General features: G+C 59.0%; 14 protein-coding genes. 5 read left to right on the forward strand and 9 right to left on the reverse strand.

The genetic code is table 11. The annotated features are described in order from the left end of the window. The first annotated feature begins 62 nt into the window (after positions 1-62). Positions 63-1,175 (forward strand): 3-isopropylmalate dehydrogenase, encoded by a 1,113-nt coding sequence (gene leuB / locus BLR72_RS09005; protein WP_027230955.1) that lies wholly within the window; start codon positions 63-65, stop codon positions 1,173-1,175. A 70-nt stretch (positions 1,176-1,245) separates the two neighbouring features. Here leuB and BLR72_RS09010 read toward each other — a convergent pair whose 3' ends face one another. Continuing rightward, positions 1,246-3,132: an MFS transporter gene (locus BLR72_RS09010; RefSeq protein ID WP_091920770.1), complete on the reverse strand. Its 1,887-nt coding sequence runs from the start codon at positions 3,130-3,132 to the stop codon at positions 1,246-1,248. Between the two features lie 337 nt (positions 3,133-3,469). Here BLR72_RS09010 and BLR72_RS22815 point away from each other — a divergent pair, with 337 nt between their 5' ends. Beyond that, positions 3,470-3,601 (forward strand): hypothetical protein, encoded by a 132-nt coding sequence (locus BLR72_RS22815; protein ID WP_280140124.1) that lies wholly within the window; start codon positions 3,470-3,472, stop codon positions 3,599-3,601. Positions 3,602-3,702: 101 nt separating this feature from the next. Then, entirely contained in the window at positions 3,703-4,737 is a 1,035-nt protein-coding gene (locus tag BLR72_RS09015; RefSeq protein ID WP_091947501.1) for an aspartate-semialdehyde dehydrogenase, read from the forward strand. 49 nt (positions 4,738-4,786) lie between these two features. On the opposite strand, the gene BLR72_RS09020 is transcribed toward BLR72_RS09015, so the two are convergent. Together BLR72_RS09020 and BLR72_RS09025 are read right to left on the reverse strand one after the other, a co-directional pair. After that, positions 4,787-5,524: a haloacid dehalogenase type II gene (locus tag BLR72_RS09020; RefSeq protein ID WP_091947504.1), complete on the reverse strand. Its 738-nt coding sequence runs from the start codon at positions 5,522-5,524 to the stop codon at positions 4,787-4,789. After that, positions 5,521-6,000: a MarR family winged helix-turn-helix transcriptional regulator gene (locus BLR72_RS09025; RefSeq protein ID WP_091947506.1), complete on the reverse strand. Its 480-nt coding sequence runs from the start codon at positions 5,998-6,000 to the stop codon at positions 5,521-5,523. The genes BLR72_RS09020 and BLR72_RS09025 overlap by 4 nt, the downstream gene beginning before the upstream one ends. A 159-nt stretch (positions 6,001-6,159) precedes the next feature. Between BLR72_RS09025 and BLR72_RS09030 the strand changes: the two genes are divergently transcribed. Next, entirely contained in the window at positions 6,160-6,582 is a 423-nt protein-coding gene (locus BLR72_RS09030) for an organic hydroperoxide resistance protein (RefSeq protein WP_091947509.1), read from the forward strand. A gap of 7 nt (positions 6,583-6,589) precedes the next feature. Here BLR72_RS09030 and BLR72_RS09035 read toward each other — a convergent pair whose 3' ends face one another. From BLR72_RS09035 to BLR72_RS09050, 4 genes are all read right to left on the reverse strand, one after another. Beyond that, the gene (locus tag BLR72_RS09035) at positions 6,590-8,641 is read right to left on the reverse strand and encodes a M3 family metallopeptidase (RefSeq protein WP_091947512.1); all 2,052 of its coding nucleotides are present in this window, start codon (positions 8,639-8,641) and stop codon (positions 6,590-6,592) included. Positions 8,642-8,781: 140 nt separating this feature from the next. Continuing rightward, positions 8,782-10,005, reverse strand: a complete 1,224-nt coding sequence (locus BLR72_RS09040; RefSeq protein ID WP_091947514.1) for an argininosuccinate synthase — start codon at positions 10,003-10,005, stop codon at positions 8,782-8,784. Positions 10,006-10,105: 100 nt separating this feature from the next. Then, positions 10,106-11,809, reverse strand: a complete 1,704-nt coding sequence (locus BLR72_RS09045; RefSeq protein ID WP_091947518.1) for an ArnT family glycosyltransferase — start codon at positions 11,807-11,809, stop codon at positions 10,106-10,108. A gap of 80 nt (positions 11,810-11,889) precedes the next feature. Next, positions 11,890-12,708, reverse strand: coding sequence for a phosphatase PAP2 family protein (locus BLR72_RS09050; RefSeq protein ID WP_175492317.1), 819 nt, complete (start codon positions 12,706-12,708; stop codon positions 11,890-11,892). A gap of 164 nt (positions 12,709-12,872) precedes the next feature. On the opposite strand from BLR72_RS09050, the gene BLR72_RS09055 reads away from it, so the two are divergent. Beyond that, on the forward strand, positions 12,873-13,514 hold the full coding sequence (locus BLR72_RS09055; RefSeq protein WP_027230964.1) for a LysE family translocator: 642 nt from the start codon (positions 12,873-12,875) through the stop codon (positions 13,512-13,514). Here BLR72_RS09055 and BLR72_RS09060 read toward each other — a convergent pair whose 3' ends face one another. Beyond that, the gene (locus tag BLR72_RS09060) at positions 13,515-13,949 is read right to left on the reverse strand and encodes a hypothetical protein (protein ID WP_091947521.1); all 435 of its coding nucleotides are present in this window, start codon (positions 13,947-13,949) and stop codon (positions 13,515-13,517) included. It lies immediately after the preceding gene. After that, positions 13,946-15,184: a dual-specificity RNA methyltransferase RlmN gene (gene rlmN, locus BLR72_RS09065; RefSeq protein ID WP_091947524.1), complete on the reverse strand. Its 1,239-nt coding sequence runs from the start codon at positions 15,182-15,184 to the stop codon at positions 13,946-13,948. The genes BLR72_RS09060 and rlmN overlap by 4 nt, the downstream gene beginning before the upstream one ends. Positions 15,185-15,237 lie beyond the last annotated feature (53 nt).

Below are 15,237 nucleotides of genomic sequence, written 5' to 3' on the forward strand. Positions count from 1 at the left end.
CTTTGCCGAACTTGCGCTAAGGAACCGCCATTCCATTCAACCGCTCTAGAGGTTTTCCCCTGATGGCATCGAAAAAGCTCCTTCTTCTTCCAGGTGACGGCATTGGGCCCGAGGCAATGGCCGAGGTTCGCAAGATCATTGCCTACATGAATGCCGAACTTGCCAGCGAGTTCGTGCTCGATGAAGGCCTCGTCGGCGGCAGCGCCTATGACGCGCATGGTGCAGCGATTTCGGAAGCCGACATGGCCAAGGCACTGGCCGCCGATGCTGTGCTCTTCGGCGCAGTGGGTGGACCGAAGTGGGACAGCGTACCTTACGACGTCCGTCCGGAAGCCGGACTTTTGCGCCTGCGAAAGGACATGGAGCTTTTCGCCAATCTGCGTCCCGCCATCTGCTATCCGGCACTTGCGGACTCCTCGTCGCTCAAGAAGGATGTGGTGGAGGGCCTCGACATCCTGATTGTTCGTGAGCTGACCGGCGGCGTCTATTTTGGCGAGCCGAAGGAGATTCGCGATCTCGGCAACGGTCAGAAGCGCGGCATCGATACGCAGGTTTACGACACTTACGAGATCGAGCGCATTTCCGGTGTCGCCTTCGAGCTTGCGCGCACCCGCGCCAACAAGGTGACGTCGATGGAAAAGCGCAACGTCATGAAGTCGGGTGTGCTCTGGAACGAGGTCGTCACGGCGACGCACAAGGCCAAGTATTCCGACGTCAAGCTGGAGCACATGCTGGCTGACGCCGGCGGCATGCAACTCGTGCGCTGGCCCAAGCAGTTCGACGTCATCGTCACGGATAATTTGTTCGGCGATATGCTGTCCGACATCGCAGCCATGTTGACGGGTTCCCTCGGCATGCTGCCGTCGGCGTCGCTCGGCGCACCCGATGCAAAGACCGGCAGCCGCAAGGCGCTCTATGAGCCCGTGCACGGCTCCGCGCCGGACATTGCCGGTACAGGCGCTGCCAATCCGATCGCGATGATCGCCTCGTTTGCGATGTGCCTGCGCTATTCGTTCAACATGATTGCCGAAGCCGATCGGCTGGAGGCTGCGATTGCCGGCGTTCTCGATGACGGCATCCGTACGGGCGACATCATGTCGGAAGGCAAGACCAAGGTCGGCACCGTCGAAATGGGCGATGCGATTCTCGCCAAGTTCAAGGCCCTTGCGGCCTGAGTAGCATCGCACCAACAAAAGAAAAGCCCGGCGCGACAGAATCGCGCCGGGCTTTCTCATTTGTGCGGGATCACTCTACGGCATGAAGATCCGTGCCTTTCGTATCGCGTACGAAAAGCAGGCCGATGACGAGGGTCATCGCCGCAATCACGATCGGATACCATAGGCCATAGTAGATATCGCCCTTGGCAGCGCTCATTGCGAACACCGTTGCAGGCAACAGGCCGCCAAACCAGCCATTACCGATGTGGTAGGGCAGGGACATGCCGGTATAGCGGATGCGGGTCGGGAACATCTCGACCAGGATCGCGGCAATTGGCCCGTAAACCATCGTGACGTAGAGCACGAGGATGAACAGAATACCGATAACCTTCGGCCAATTGACGGCCGCCGGATCAGCCACCATTCTGAATGCCCCAGCGCCCGGAACGGAGAAGACCGCGACTTCCGTTGCGCCGGCCGCCTCGTCAGCGGTGATCAGCTTGTCCTTTACCGCCTGCGCCACCGGCACCATGGTTTTTGTTCCGCCGCGAATGGCGGCCGCGTCAAGTGCGAGCTTCGGATTGGCAGCTACAAAGGCATCGAGCTTTGAATCAGCAACCTTGGCGGGGTCGCGGACCAGAGGATAGCCCCCGTCCTGGAGCGCGGTGTTGACGCCCTTGGTGAAGGCCGCCGTCTTCGCCGCAGCATCTGCGCCGGCAGTTGCGCCGTCGAACGATGAGACGGTTTCGCTGCCGATCGTCACGGTTGCCGGCGTGCCTGCAGGTGCGGTCGCTACGATGTCATAGGGTATCGAGCTCTTTGCCAGGAAGTCGGTGGCAATATCGCACGAGCTGACCGGCTTGCGGGTTCCGACGGGATTGAACTGGAAGTTGCAATCACCGGGGGCCGCTGTAACGGTTGCCCGCACCGTTTCCTGTGCCTTCGCCAATGCCGGGTTGGCAGCCCAGGTCAACGCATGGAACAACGGGAAATAGGTGATGATCGCCAGTGCAAGACCCGCCATGATGATGGGCTTGCGCCCGATCCTGTCGGATAGCCAGCCGAAGAAGACGAAGAAGCCCGTACCCAGCAACAGGGCGATAGCGATCATGATATTGACCGATTGCCCATCGACCTTCAGCACGTTCTGCAGGAAGAACAGTGCATAGAACTGGCCGGAATACCAGACGACCGCCTGGCCTGCGGTGAGACCGAAGAGGGCCAGAAGCGCGATTTTGGCGTTTTTCCATTGGCCAAAGGCTTCCGAAAGCGGGGCCTTGGAGCCCTTGCCTTCTTCTTTCATCCGTTGGAAGGCAGGCGATTCACTCAAGGACAACCGAATCCAGACGGAAATGCCGAGAAGGACAAAGGACAGGATGAACGGCAAGCGCCAGCCCCATGCCGCAAACGCTTCCTTGCCGAGCCAATTCTGGATGACGAGGATGACGATGAGCGAGAGGAAGAGACCCAGCGTCGCCGTGGTCTGGATCCAGCTCGTGTAATAGCCGCGCTTATTGTCCGGCGCGTGTTCGGCGACGTAGGTCGCAGCACCACCATATTCACCGCCAAGAGCCAAACCCTGCAGCATGCGCAGAGCGATCAGGATGACCGGAGCTGCAATGCCCCAGCTCGCCGATCCTGGAAGGATACCGACGAGGAAGGTCGACAGGCCCATGATCAGGATGGTCACAAGGAACGTGTATTTGCGGCCGACGAGATCGCCGATACGACCGAAGACCAGTGCGCCGAACGGGCGGACAAGAAAGCCTGCGGCAAAGGCGAGCAGTGCGAAGATATTGCGTGTTGCTTCAGGATATTCGCTGAAGAAGGCCGCGCCGATGAAGGCTGCCAAGGACCCATAAAGATAAAAGTCGTACCATTCGAAGACGGTACCGAGCGAGGAAGCGAAGATAACCTTCTTCTCTTCCCGCGTCATTCCCCGACTGGACGAGTCGGCCAAAGACGTCGTTGCCATTGTATTCCTCCCAGAAAACGGCAGTTGAACCAAGAACACCCACAGCAAACCCCAATTGGTGTTCTCCACTGTCGACACTGCGCATGATCATATCCCCCGATGCACTTGGCTCGTGTTGACCATGCGCCGGTGAATGTCCTCCGGAATTTCTCCCCCCAAAGGTCATGCACCTCATGCACATGCAAATTGTTGACTAAATATTGAAGAAAGCAAAGCCCGCACCTTACGTAAATTGTCCAAAATCATGTGGAACACGACATATTCTTGTCATTTGAGCGGACGATTGACTCTTTTACGAAAGTGCGTACAAGCACAGACGGATATGGAGACGCCTCTCGTGGCAAGCGAATCATTTGCTCTCGCCCTGATGAACCGTTCCGGCCTGATCGCCGGACGCCTTGGCGTGCCCGCGTCCGTCCTCACCACCATGGCCAAACAGACTGCGAAAACGACCACCAAAACGGTCTGATTTCCCTTGGCCTGCTCGCCCCTCCCGGGTCCGGCCCGGGGGTGAGACCCGCAACGGCCAGCGGGTTTTCCAAAGCAGAGAGGGGACAGGAGATTGCTAAAATGAGTTTCAAGGTTGCGGTTGTTGGCGCCACGGGCAATGTGGGCCGCGAAATGCTTACCATCCTCGAAGAGCGCGGCTTCCCGGTAAGCGAAGTTGTTGCCCTCGCATCGCGGCGGTCACAGGGCACGGAAGTGTCCTTCGGGGACCGGACGCTGAAGGTGAAGGCGCTCGACACCTATGACTTTTCCGACACCGACATCTGCCTAATGTCGGCCGGCGGTAATATTTCCAAGGAATGGTCACCGAAGATCGGCGCACAGGGCTGCGTCGTCATCGACAACTCTTCGGCTTGGCGCTACGACGCCAACGTGCCCCTGATCGTGCCGGAAGTGAATCCGGACGCAATTACCGGGTTCACGAAGAAGAACATCATCGCCAATCCCAATTGCTCGACCGCGCAATTGGTCGTCGCCTTGAAGCCGCTGCATGACAGGGCCAGGATCAAGCGCGTCGTCGTTGCCACCTACCAGTCGGTTTCCGGCGCCGGCAAGGAGGGCATGGACGAGCTGTTCGAACAGTCACGTGCCGTCTTCGTGGCCGATCCGGTGACGAACAAGAAGTTCACCAAGCGGATTGCCTTCAATGTCATCCCCCACATCGACGTCTTCATGGAGGATGGCTACACCAAGGAAGAGTGGAAGATGGTCGCGGAGACCAAGAAGATGCTCGACCCCAAGATCAAGCTGACGGCGACCTGCGTGCGCGTGCCGGTGTTCATCGGCCATTCCGAGGCGGTCAATATCGAGTTTGAAAGCCCGATGAGCGCTGAGGAAGCCCGCGAGATCCTGAGCGATGCCCCAGGATGCCTCGTCATCGATCGCGCCGAGGATGGCGGCTATATCACGCCTTACGAAGCCGCAGGCGAGGATGCCACTTATATTTCGCGTATCCGCGAAGACATCACCGTGGAAAATGGCCTGTCACTCTGGGTCGTTTCCGACAATCTGCGCAAGGGTGCGGCGCTCAACACAATCCAGATCGCCGAACTGCTCGTTGCGCGCGGACTGATTCAGCCGAAGCAGATCGCAGCCTGACAGGACGCGGACTTTCGAAATTCAAGGGCGCGGGCAACCGCGCCCTTTTTTATGCGCCGAGCTTGTCCGCCAGATCGACTAGATCGCTGGCAATTACATCCCAATCGTCAAGAGGCGCGAGATCGGTGGTCTGGGACGGACCGTGCTCGGTTGGCCTTGGCACAAAGGCCGTACGCATTCCGCAGCGACGCGCTCCGGCCAGGTCGTCATTGTGAGCCGCAACCAGCATGACCTGATCTGGTCGCAACCGCAAGAATTCGCTTGTACGCAAATAGGCCTCAGGCGCGGGTTTGTAGACCTGGACAACGTCCGATCCGAGGATGACGTCCCACGGCAGTCCCGCGCGCTTTGCCATGTCGAGAAGGAGGCTGGTATTGCCACCGGATAGAGGCCCGATGAGGAATTTCGACTTCAATCGCGTCAGGCCGGAGATGGAGTCAGGCCAGGGGTCGAGGCGATGCCAGGCGAGGTTCAATTCATCGAGGTCGGCGCTCGGCAAGAGCTTTGGCTCTATATTGACGGCTTTGAACGCCGCCTCGAGATTTTCCCGATTCAGCACGTCCAGCCGCGCGAAGGGGCGTTTGCCGCTGCGCACCGCGTCCGTCGCCTGATCGTAGAGGCGCGACCAAGTATCGGCGAAAGCAGCTGCGTCGATGTGAACGACGCCGCAACGCTCGAAAAAAGAAGATACCTGCCGCGCGATCCCGCTGCGCCAATCGACGACGGTGCCCAGCACGTCGAACAACAATGCGCGTACTTCAAGCGGCGTGCTGTGGTTTGTGTTCATGCCGGCTGATCCCTTGTCTCGATGCTCGCGATGAGATTGTCGCGCATGTCCAATAACTCTGTTCTCAGCGATTTGGCATCTTCGAGCGTGCAGCCAAAGGCCTTGCCGATCGCGAGCGGCACCACTTCCGCCTTTGCACGCAGGCTGCGCCCGCTATCCGTCAGATTGATCAGGACCTGACGCTCGTCCACGGTGCCGCGGCGACGGGTGATAAGGTCCATTGCCTCTAGCCGCTTCAACAGCGGCGTCAGCGTCCCTGAATCGAGGTTGAGCCGGTCACCGATGGCCCTGACGGTCTGGTTCTCCGCCTCCCACAGTACGACCATGACGAGGTATTGGGGGTAAGTAAGTCCAAGCGCTGAAAGCCGTGGCTGATAGGCGCGGGTCACGGCATTTGCGGTCGAATAGATCGCGAAGCATAGGAAATTGTCGAGCTTCAGCAGCGAGTCCGATTCAGTTGGCGCTGTTTTCTTCATTCTGGAAACTCCTGCTCTCAGTCAAGCACAATCTAATCGGCGTGCTTCGATTGCGCATCATTTAATTTTTTATCATCTATATCCGAAATTCATATTGCGTACAATTAAGTTGTGTGCAATTTAAAGCGTGTCGAATGAATTCAACCAGAGGTAACGACGATGAGCATTCTCTACACCACCAGGGCAACGGCAACCGGCGGACGCGATGGCAGTGCCAAGAGCGAAGACGGACGCCTCGAAGTGACGCTTTCAACGCCGAAGGAGCTCGGAGGCAACGGTGCTGGCGGCACCAATCCGGAGCAGCTGTTTGCCGCCGGTTATTCGGCGTGCTTCCTCGGCGCGATCAAATTCGTCGCTTCGCAGCGCAAGGTTAAAATTTCGGAGGAAACGGCTGTAACCGCGACGGTTGGCATTGGCCCGCGCGCGGACGGCAAGGGTTTCGGCCTCGACGTTGCCCTTGCCATTACGATGCCCGGCGTCGATGCAACGCAGGCCCGTGAGATTGTCGACGCCGCGCATATTGTCTGCCCCTATTCGGAGGCTACGCGCAGCAATCTCGACGTGCGTCTTTCGGTTAACTGATCAGCGTTTACGCAAGCCCACGCTTTTCGATCATCGCATCGGGCGTGGGCATCTTGCCGCGGAATGCCTTATAAAGCTCCTCCGGGTCGCGGCTGCCGCCGGACGAGTAGATAAACTGCTTCAGCTTATCCGCAAGTTCGGAGTTAAACACGTCGCCGCTTTCCTCAAATGCCTTGAAAGCGTCGGCATCGAGTACTTCCGACCACATGTAGGAATAGTATCCGGCCGAATAGCCGTCGCCCGAGAAGACATGGGTGAAATGCGGCGTGCGGTGGCGCATGATGATCGCATCCGGCATTTCAAGCTGCTTCAATGTGGCGGCTTCAAATTCAATTGGATCGGATGGCGGCGTGCCGTCGGCGTGGAATGCCATGTCGACCAGCGCAGATGAGGTAAACTCCACCGTGTTGAACCCGGCGTTGAAGGTATTGGCGGCCAGCACCTTGTCGAGCAACGCCTTTGGCATCGCTTCGCCCGTCCGGTAGTGGACGGCATATTTCTCGAGTATGGCGGGTACGGTCAGCCAGTGCTCATATAATTGCGAGGGAAGTTCGACAAAGTCGCGCGAAACCGAGGTTCCCGATACGGCCGGCCAGGTCACATCCGACAAGAGCCCGTGCAGGGCGTGGCCGAATTCGTGGAACAGGGTTCGAGCGCCATCGAGCGAAAGCAGCGCCGGCTCGCCCTTTGACGGCTTGGCGAAATTCATGACGTTGTAGATGATCGGCGCATGGTCGCCGTCGAGCTTATGCTGTGACTGCAGGGCGCTCATCCAGGCGCCCGAGCGCTTCGACTGGCGATTGAAGTAGTCGCCAAGGAAAAGGCCGCGCTTGCTGCCATCTGGGTTGAACACCTCCCAGACGCGTACATCGGGATGCCAGGTGGGAATCCCGGTCCTTTCGGCGAAGCGAATGCCGAAGAGGCGGGTCGCAACGTCGAAACAGGCTTCGATAATCTTTTCAAGCTGGAGATATCGCTTGAGTTCGGTTTCGTCGAAGGCGAAGCGTTCGTTGCGCAGCTTCTCGGCATAGTAGCGCCAGTCCCATGGCTCGACCCTGTGGTTGCGGCCTTCCCCGGCAATGAGGCGCTGCAAGTCCACTTCCTCTTCCGCCGCCCGTTCCTTGGCCTTTTCCCACACAGGCTCAAGCAAATCCATCACCGCCTTTGGCGTTTTCGCCATGGTGTCGTCGAGCTTATAGGCGGCAAAGCTTTTATAGCCGAGGAGCCCCGCCTTTTCTGCGCGCAGCTTCACCATTTCGGCAACAATCGCAGTATTGTCGGTTTCGGCGCCGTTCTCGCCGCGTGCTGCCCAGGCGCGGAATGCCTTCTCCCGCAAGTTGCGATTCTCAGAGAAAGACAGGAAGGGCTCGATAATCGAGCGCGAGAGCGTCACGGCCCATGCATCATTGCGCCCGCGTTCCTCGGCAGCGCCTCGCATGGCGTCGCGCACGAAATCCGGCAGGCCGGCAAGTTCCGCTTCATCGGTGATGAAAAGGGCCCAGTCGGCTTCGTCCTTGAGCACGTTCTGGCCGAATTGCGCGCCAAGGCTTGCGAGCCGCTCGTTGATGTCGGCGAGCCGCGCCTTGCCTTGTTCATCGAGCTTCGCGCCGCTGCGTACAAAGCCTTTCCAGGTCTTTTCGAGGACGCGGTCAGTCTCCGCGTCGAGTCCGAGCAGGTCGCGCTGCTCAAAGAGCGAATCGATGCGGGCGAAGAGATGTGGATTCATCATGATCGATGAAGCATGCCGCGACATTTTGGGCGCGATCACGCGCTCCAGAGCCTGGATCGTATCATTGGTATGCGCACCGGCACGCAGCCAGAAGATTGCCGAGACATGATCGAGATCCTTGCCCGAAAGCTGCAGCGCCTTCAGCGTATTGTCAATGGTCGGCGCTTCTGGGTGGGTGACGATCGCATCGATGTCGGCAAGGTCCGAGATAAGGGCCGCGTCGAAGGCGGCGGCGAAATCGTCGTCGTTGAATGCCGTGAAATCGGGAAGTCCAAGTGGCCCGGTCCAGTTCGTCAGCGCGTGGTTGAAGGCCGGTTTCTGCGTGGACATGGGAGCTCCCTGATCAAGTATGGAATTTGGCTTTTAAACATTTAGGGCGGACCCGCGGCCGTCACAAGCTGCGAAGTCCAACATATAAGATCCCAAGTAAAAAGCGGAACCAAGGGTCCCGCTTTTCAAGCTCTTGTGGCTCAGCTGCTGCGTTTGCGCGCGGCAAGTGTACGCAGCCGCAGTGCATTGAGGCGGATGAAGCCGGCGGCGTCCTTTTGGTCATAGGCGCCGCGGTCGTCTTCGAAGGTAACCAAGGCATCCGAATAGAGCGACTTCTTCGATTTCCGGCCCGACACCATGACATTGCCCTTGTAGAGCTTGAGCCGGACTGTGCCTTCCACGTCGTCCTGGCTCTTGTCGATCATGGCCTGCAGCATTTCGCGCTCCGGTGAGAACCAGAAGCCGTTGTAAATGAGCTCAGCATAGCGCGGCATAAACTCGTCCTTGAGGTGGGCCGCCCCACGATCGAGCGTGATCGATTCCATCGCCCGGTGTGCGGCAAGGAGAATGGTGCCACCGGGGGTCTCGTAGACGCCGCGTGACTTCATGCCGACGAAACGGTTCTCGACGAGATCGAGCCGGCCAATGCCGTTGTCCCGGCCAAGGTCGTTGAGCGCCTTGAGCAGGGTTGCCGGCGAGAGCGGCTTGCCGTCGATGGCAACGGCATCACCCTTTTCGAAAGCGATCTCGATCTCGGTTACCCGGTCCGGCGCTTCCATCGGGGAGATCGTGCGCTGGTGCACATATTCCGGCGCTTCCTGCCACGGATCCTCCAGCACCTTGCCTTCGGATGAGGAGTGCAGAAGGTTGGCGTCGACCGAGAACGGCGCTTCGCCGAGCTTGTCCTTGGCGATCGGAATCTGGTGCTCACGCGCAAATTCGAGAAGGTCCGTGCGCGACTTGAAGGTCCAGTCGCGCCAGGGCGCGATAACCTTGATGTCGGGATTGAGTGCGTAGGCGGAAAGCTCGAAGCGAACCTGATCATTGCCCTTGCCGGTCGCGCCGTGAGCGATCGCGTCAGCGCCGGTCTTGGCGGCGATCTCGACGAGATGTTTGGAAATCAGCGGGCGGGCGATCGAGGTGCCGAGCAGGTAGACGCCTTCATAGACCGCATTGGCGCGGAACATCGGAAAGACGAAATCGCGAACGAATTCCTCGCGCACGTCCTCGATGTAGATTTCCTTGATGCCGAGCAGCTCGGCCTTCTTGCGCGCCGGCTCCAGCTCTTCGCCCTGGCCAAGATCGGCTGTGAAGGTCACGACCTCGGCGCCGAGCTCGGTCTGCAGCCACTTCAGGATGATCGATGTGTCCAGTCCGCCGGAATAGGCCAGCACGACTTTCTTGACGTCTTTCCACTTGTTCATTTTGCTATCCCTGATGCCGGGAACCACACGCGTTCCGATGCGGTCTTTTAGCAGTTAGCGCCATGTTGGCAAGCAGCACGCCATGGTGAATCGACGCATTCTATGGGCGTGTCGCAATCCATCCGCGCTGGCCGTATTGGTTTCGGGCGCCAATCAGGTCGCGAGCCCGAAGTGCCGCGTAAAACGGTGGCCATTCGACCCGCCGCCAGCCGCCAACGACTTCTTCGACATTGAAGCCCAATGATTTCAGCTTGTCGGCCACCGGCTGCTCGTTGGTCATGACCAGCTTAACGCCGGGCGCGATACCGGCTGCGGGGAAGCGACGCATCTGCGGGAAGGGCGCTTCTCGATCCATATAGAGGCGCAGTTTGGCGGCGTCGAGGTGGGAGCCAATGAACAGCACCTGATCCTGCGGTAGGTGCACCGGCCCCGCCTTGGCGGCGATGACGGCACCGATATCCGGCAGCAGCAATCCGCGCAGCACCGGCGTGCTGATGAAGGCCGCGCCGAGCAAAAGCAGCGCAAAGCACGCTGCCAGCCGCTCGGTGGTTGCACCCCTACTGTAGAGCCACAGGCCGGCCAATCCGGCAACCGCAATGATTGCCAATGCGACGACGATGACTGGCGGCAGGAGCAGCAGGCCGAGCAGCAAGATCACGGCAAGCGCTCCCGCCATCAAAATCATCGAAATGCGCAGGATGACGCGAAGGACACTATCGGCCCGCTGGTCCATGACGGATTGAAGCGCTACCGCAAGAAGAACGCAAAGCAACGGAATGACGGGAATGATATAGCGATACGACGCATAGCGGGAGAGCGAGAAGATGATGGCAACTGTGACGATCCAGCCGGCGATGAACGGTGCGGTCGCGCCGATGGACTGGACGGTCGGACGCTTGCCGCTTGTCCTCGTCCCGACGAGGAGCATGACCAGCCAGAGAAGCACGGGCAGAAAAAGCCCGGCAATATTGCTGCTCAAGCCATCGACGAAGGTGCCAAACCCGATTGCGACTTTTTCGGAAAGCTGATCGCCGACGAAGTCGGATGCAAGTTCGCTCGAAGCCGTGAAGGATTGATAGGCGAACCAGGCGCCGTAGATGACGATCGAGGGCAAAACGACGGATGGCTGCCAGAGCCGCCGTGCGCGCGGGCGCAACGAGGCGACGCCAAGCGCATAGGCGATGACATAGGCAACCATGGCAAGTGGCAGCAGTCCCTTGGTCAGGACAGCAAATCCGGTGCCGCCATAAGCCAGGAGGGCGTAGGCCCGTTGGCGGTCGTCCTTGAAAAGAAGGCCAGTGAAACCGATGAAGCCAAGCAGCATGAACAGGGTCAGCGGCAGGTCTGGTATGGCATTAAAGCTGGCGCGCAGGAACGCGCCATTGGCGGCCAGCAAGGCCGCGGCGAGCAGCGCCGTCTGGTCGTTGCGCGTCAGGATGCGGGTGAACTGAAACGTCGAGAGAAGGATAGCGGCCCCGCCGACAAGCCAGAAGAAGCGCGAGCCAATAACGGAGATGCCGAATATCTCCATTCCCGCCAGGCTCATCCAGTAGGTGAATGGCGGCTTCTTCAGACGCACGTCACCTTCGGCGGTATGCGGCGTCAGATAGTCGCCACTCTGCATCATGATGACCGCGCCGTTCGAGTAGTAGCGTTCGTCCGGAAAATGCAGGATCAGGCTTGAGCCGAGCGGAAGCAGGCCGATGATGAAGGCGAGAGCGAGAAATATTGCGAGCTTCGTTCTGGAGGTGGCTGTGTTCGACGGACCCGGTTGCACGGAAACCGTCATGGTGTCTTGAGGCATTGTTCTTCTTGGCACCTATTGTTCTTGTTCGGGCTACATAGCCGCTTTCGATCATGCCCGCCAATACAAAGATGTGAAGCCTACAAGGCGGGGCGGACGCCTGGATAAAACCTCCGCGTCAACAACTCCCCCGCCCATGCGACCGCCGAGAAGATGACCAGCGTCGACAGGGAGCCCAAAACGACATCGGAAATATAGTGCCGGCCAAAGGCAACGCGCAGCATATCCGTCGTGATCACGATCGCCAGCATGATCCAGAAAACCCGCTGCCGCTGATGGTGCGGCCAAAGCGGCAGCAGGCAGATGATCCACGCAATGCCGGCGGCTTCACCGGAAACAAACGAACAATTGTGAAGGCAGGCCTTCGACCATTCGGCGGCGGCAACAAAGGGCAGGTCGCCGCCAAAGAGCAGCGAATCTGCCGGGCGCGGCCTGCCGACGAACTCTTTCAAGTATCCATTCACCAGCAGCCCGGGTCCCAGCGCCAGCGTAATCAGTGACACGGTCGAGATGCGGATACGCTCGTGGTTCCATCGAAGTCCGGAAGCGAGATCGCGTAGTGCGATCGTGACGACGACGCTCGCTCCGACCATCGGGAGGGCGTAGAACACGCGGCGGAGCGTTTTCAGCAGGTGGACCGAACTTGCGGGAAAATCGCCGCATATCGAACCGGCGGCTCCATTGGCGCATTGACGGGCGATAAAGAAAATCGATGAGACGTCCTTGTCGAACTCGGGGGCGCTGTTGAACAGGATGGCGAGCGCCATCCAGAGGATCAGGAGCCCTGCAAGGCAAGTTGCTTCGCTCCAGGCGCCGAATCCGTATTGGGCCGTTCCACATGGCTTTGAGGTTGTCCGGTAGTAGACCATGGCTTCCCTGGCGGCCGATGATTCGAGCACTCTTGTGCAATGCTTATGTTGCAACGGCATTACGGCGTGATGAGGAAGTTATCGTGCCCTTGTTATGGCAAGGTTTTTTCGTTCGTGTCGTCGGAACAGCTGAAATCTGATAGCCAAAATTGGTCTTTCGCGCTAATTTCCGCCCGCTTCGACGGAGTACTCTTATGAATTTCATTCCAGACTGGCCCACAATTTTGCAATTTGCCATCGCGACCTTCGTATTATCCATCACGCCGGGTCCGGATATGACCCTCTTCGTGGGGCGGGCGCTGTCGGAGGGAAAGGCAGCGGGCTTTGCCTGCCTTGCCGGCGCCAGCACAGGAATCGTCGTCCACACGACCATGGTCGCCATCGGCCTCTCGGCGCTGATCGTCGCGTCGCCAACCGCGTTCTTCGCGCTGAAGATCGTCGGCGCCGGCTACCTCGTCTGGCTCGCCTTCCAGGCGATCCGCAATGGCTCGGCTTTCTCGCCCGAAAAGAAGATCGGCCAGTCGCACACGCTCTTCCAGAATTGGCTGACGGGATTTGGTATCAACCTGCTAAATCCCAAGATTATTCTCTTCTTCATGACGTTCCTGCCGCAGTTCGTCTCGGCCAGTGATCCGCACGCGCCCGGCAAGCTGTTTTTCCTGGGTGTGCTGTTTATCCCCATGGCGCTGCCTGTGGTTTCGCCGATGATTATCGCGGCCGACAAGTTCTCGATGCTGCTCAAGAAAAGCCCGCGGGTCACTCGCATTACCGATTGGCTGTTTGCCGGCGTGTTTTCGGCCTTTGCCGCGAAGATCCTGATGGCCCAGGCGAAATAGCTAGATATTGCGGTTGGGAGCGCGCTGTGCTCCAAGCCCCGCCGTTCGCCCCGAAACCAGCCAATAGACAGCGCCGCCGACAACGCCGGTGGCGAGGATCGCAGCAAATGTGCTGACATCCTCTGATTGCGGCCGCCATTTCCAGACGATGACGAACAGCGCCGTCGCAGCGCCGCCGAGAGCGTAGAACAACCAATCGCGCCAGCCGGTCAGTTCGGCGTAAAGGATCAGCATTGCGGACGGCACGAAGACGCTATAGCCGATCACGACCGCAAAGACCGGCACCGTCGTATAGAGGAAAGGCCCCTCGGTGCCGATCCACTCGGAACTGCCGAGAAGCAGCATGTTCAGGAAAATCGACGCGGCAATGATTGCGCAGATGAAGCCAAAAACGGCGAGGGCGAAGCGAAAGAGATAATGCAGAAGCTGGGTCAATCTTCGCCATGCCCGGCGATCATCGCCGCTTCGAAGGCGAGGCGCTCCGTTTTTTTCATGCGTTCCGATTCAGATTTGAGCTGACCGCAGGCGGCAAGAATATCGCGGCCACGCGGCGTGCGGATCGGCGAGGCATAGCCCGCATTGTTCACGTAATCGGCAAACTTTTCGATCTGTTCCCAATCGGAACACTGATAGTTGACGCCCGGCCAAGGGTTGAACGGAATAAGATTGATCTTGGCCGGAATGCCCTTCAGGAGGCGGACCAACTCCTTGGCGTCATCGAGCGAATCGTTGACACCCTTCAACATCACATACTCGAAGGTGATGCGCTTGGAATTGGAGAGGCTCGGATAGGCGCGGCATGCGTCAAGAAGCTCCTTCAATGGATACTTCTTGTTGATCGGCACCAGCATATCGCGAAGGTCATCGTTCACCGCGTGCAGGGAAATCGCCAGCATCACACCGATTTCTTCCCCGGTGCGGTAGATTTCAGGAACGACGCCGGAAGTCGAAAGGGTAATGCGACGCTTCGACAGCGAAAGCCCATCGCCGTCGGAGGCGATCAGCAGGGCCTTCTTCACATTCTCGAAATTATAGAGCGGTTCGCCCATGCCCATCATGACGATGTTGGACACCTTGCGGCCCTCGGCCGGTACAATCGCGCCGTCAGGCGTATTGCGATCGGGAAAATCGCCAAGGCGGTCGCGGGCAATAAGCAACTGCGCAAGGATTTCCTCAGCCGTAAGGTTGCGCACGAGCTTCTGGGTGCCGGTATGGCAGAAGGAACAGGTGAGGGTGCAGCCTACCTGGCTCGAAATGCACAACGTGCCTCGCCCTTCCTCCGGAATATACACCGTCTCGATCTCGACAGGCCGTCCGGCACCGCGCGGGGGAAAGCGAAAAAGCCATTTGCGCGTGCCGTCGTTGGAAATCTGTTCTTCGACGATCTCGGGGCGGGCAATGGTGAAATGGCGCGCAAGCAGCTCGCGCATATCGCGGGAAATGTTGAGCATGTCGGCAAATTCCGAAACGCCGCGCACATAGAGCCAGTGCCAAAGTTGCGCCACGCGCATCTTTATCTGGCGCTCGGGGACGCCGATGGCGACAAGGGCCTCGCCGATTTCTGCGCGCGTCAGACCGATCAGCGAAGGCATTTCTGCTGCCGCGGCCGGGCGTGCGTCACGGGATTTATCCCGGGCAACAGAATGTGTCAGGTCAAGCGCTACAGACATGGGATTTTCTAACGTTCTTTCGTGAAGCGCGGCTCATATCACGTTCCGGGCCG

Source organism: Phyllobacterium sp. YR620, from assembly GCF_900104165.1.
GTDB lineage: Bacteria > Pseudomonadota > Alphaproteobacteria > Rhizobiales > Rhizobiaceae > Phyllobacterium > Phyllobacterium pellucidum.

Bases quoted from the DNA above. Each gene is read 5' to 3' on its own strand.
- BLR72_RS09035 (WP_091947512.1), bottom strand. From the start codon at position 8,641: ATGTCCACGCAGAAACCGGCCTTCAACCACGCGCTGACGAACTGGACC.
- BLR72_RS09010 (WP_091920770.1), bottom strand. From the start codon at position 3,132: ATGGCAACGACGTCTTTGGCCGACTCGTCCAGTCGGGGAATGACGCGG.
- BLR72_RS09025 (WP_091947506.1), bottom strand. From the start codon at position 6,000: ATGAAGAAAACAGCGCCAACTGAATCGGACTCGCTGCTGAAGCTCGAC.
- BLR72_RS09020 (WP_091947504.1), bottom strand. From the start codon at position 5,524: ATGAACACAAACCACAGCACGCCGCTTGAAGTACGCGCATTGTTGTTC.
- BLR72_RS09030 (WP_091947509.1), top strand. From the start codon at position 6,160: ATGAGCATTCTCTACACCACCAGGGCAACGGCAACCGGCGGACGCGAT.
- BLR72_RS09045 (WP_091947518.1), bottom strand. From the start codon at position 11,809: ATGCCTCAAGACACCATGACGGTTTCCGTGCAACCGGGTCCGTCGAAC.
- leuB (WP_027230955.1), top strand. From the start codon at position 63: ATGGCATCGAAAAAGCTCCTTCTTCTTCCAGGTGACGGCATTGGGCCC.
- BLR72_RS09055 (WP_027230964.1), top strand. From the start codon at position 12,873: ATGAATTTCATTCCAGACTGGCCCACAATTTTGCAATTTGCCATCGCG.
- rlmN (WP_091947524.1), bottom strand. From the start codon at position 15,184: ATGTCTGTAGCGCTTGACCTGACACATTCTGTTGCCCGGGATAAATCC.
- BLR72_RS09015 (WP_091947501.1), top strand. From the start codon at position 3,703: ATGAGTTTCAAGGTTGCGGTTGTTGGCGCCACGGGCAATGTGGGCCGC.
- BLR72_RS09040 (WP_091947514.1), bottom strand. From the start codon at position 10,005: ATGAACAAGTGGAAAGACGTCAAGAAAGTCGTGCTGGCCTATTCCGGC.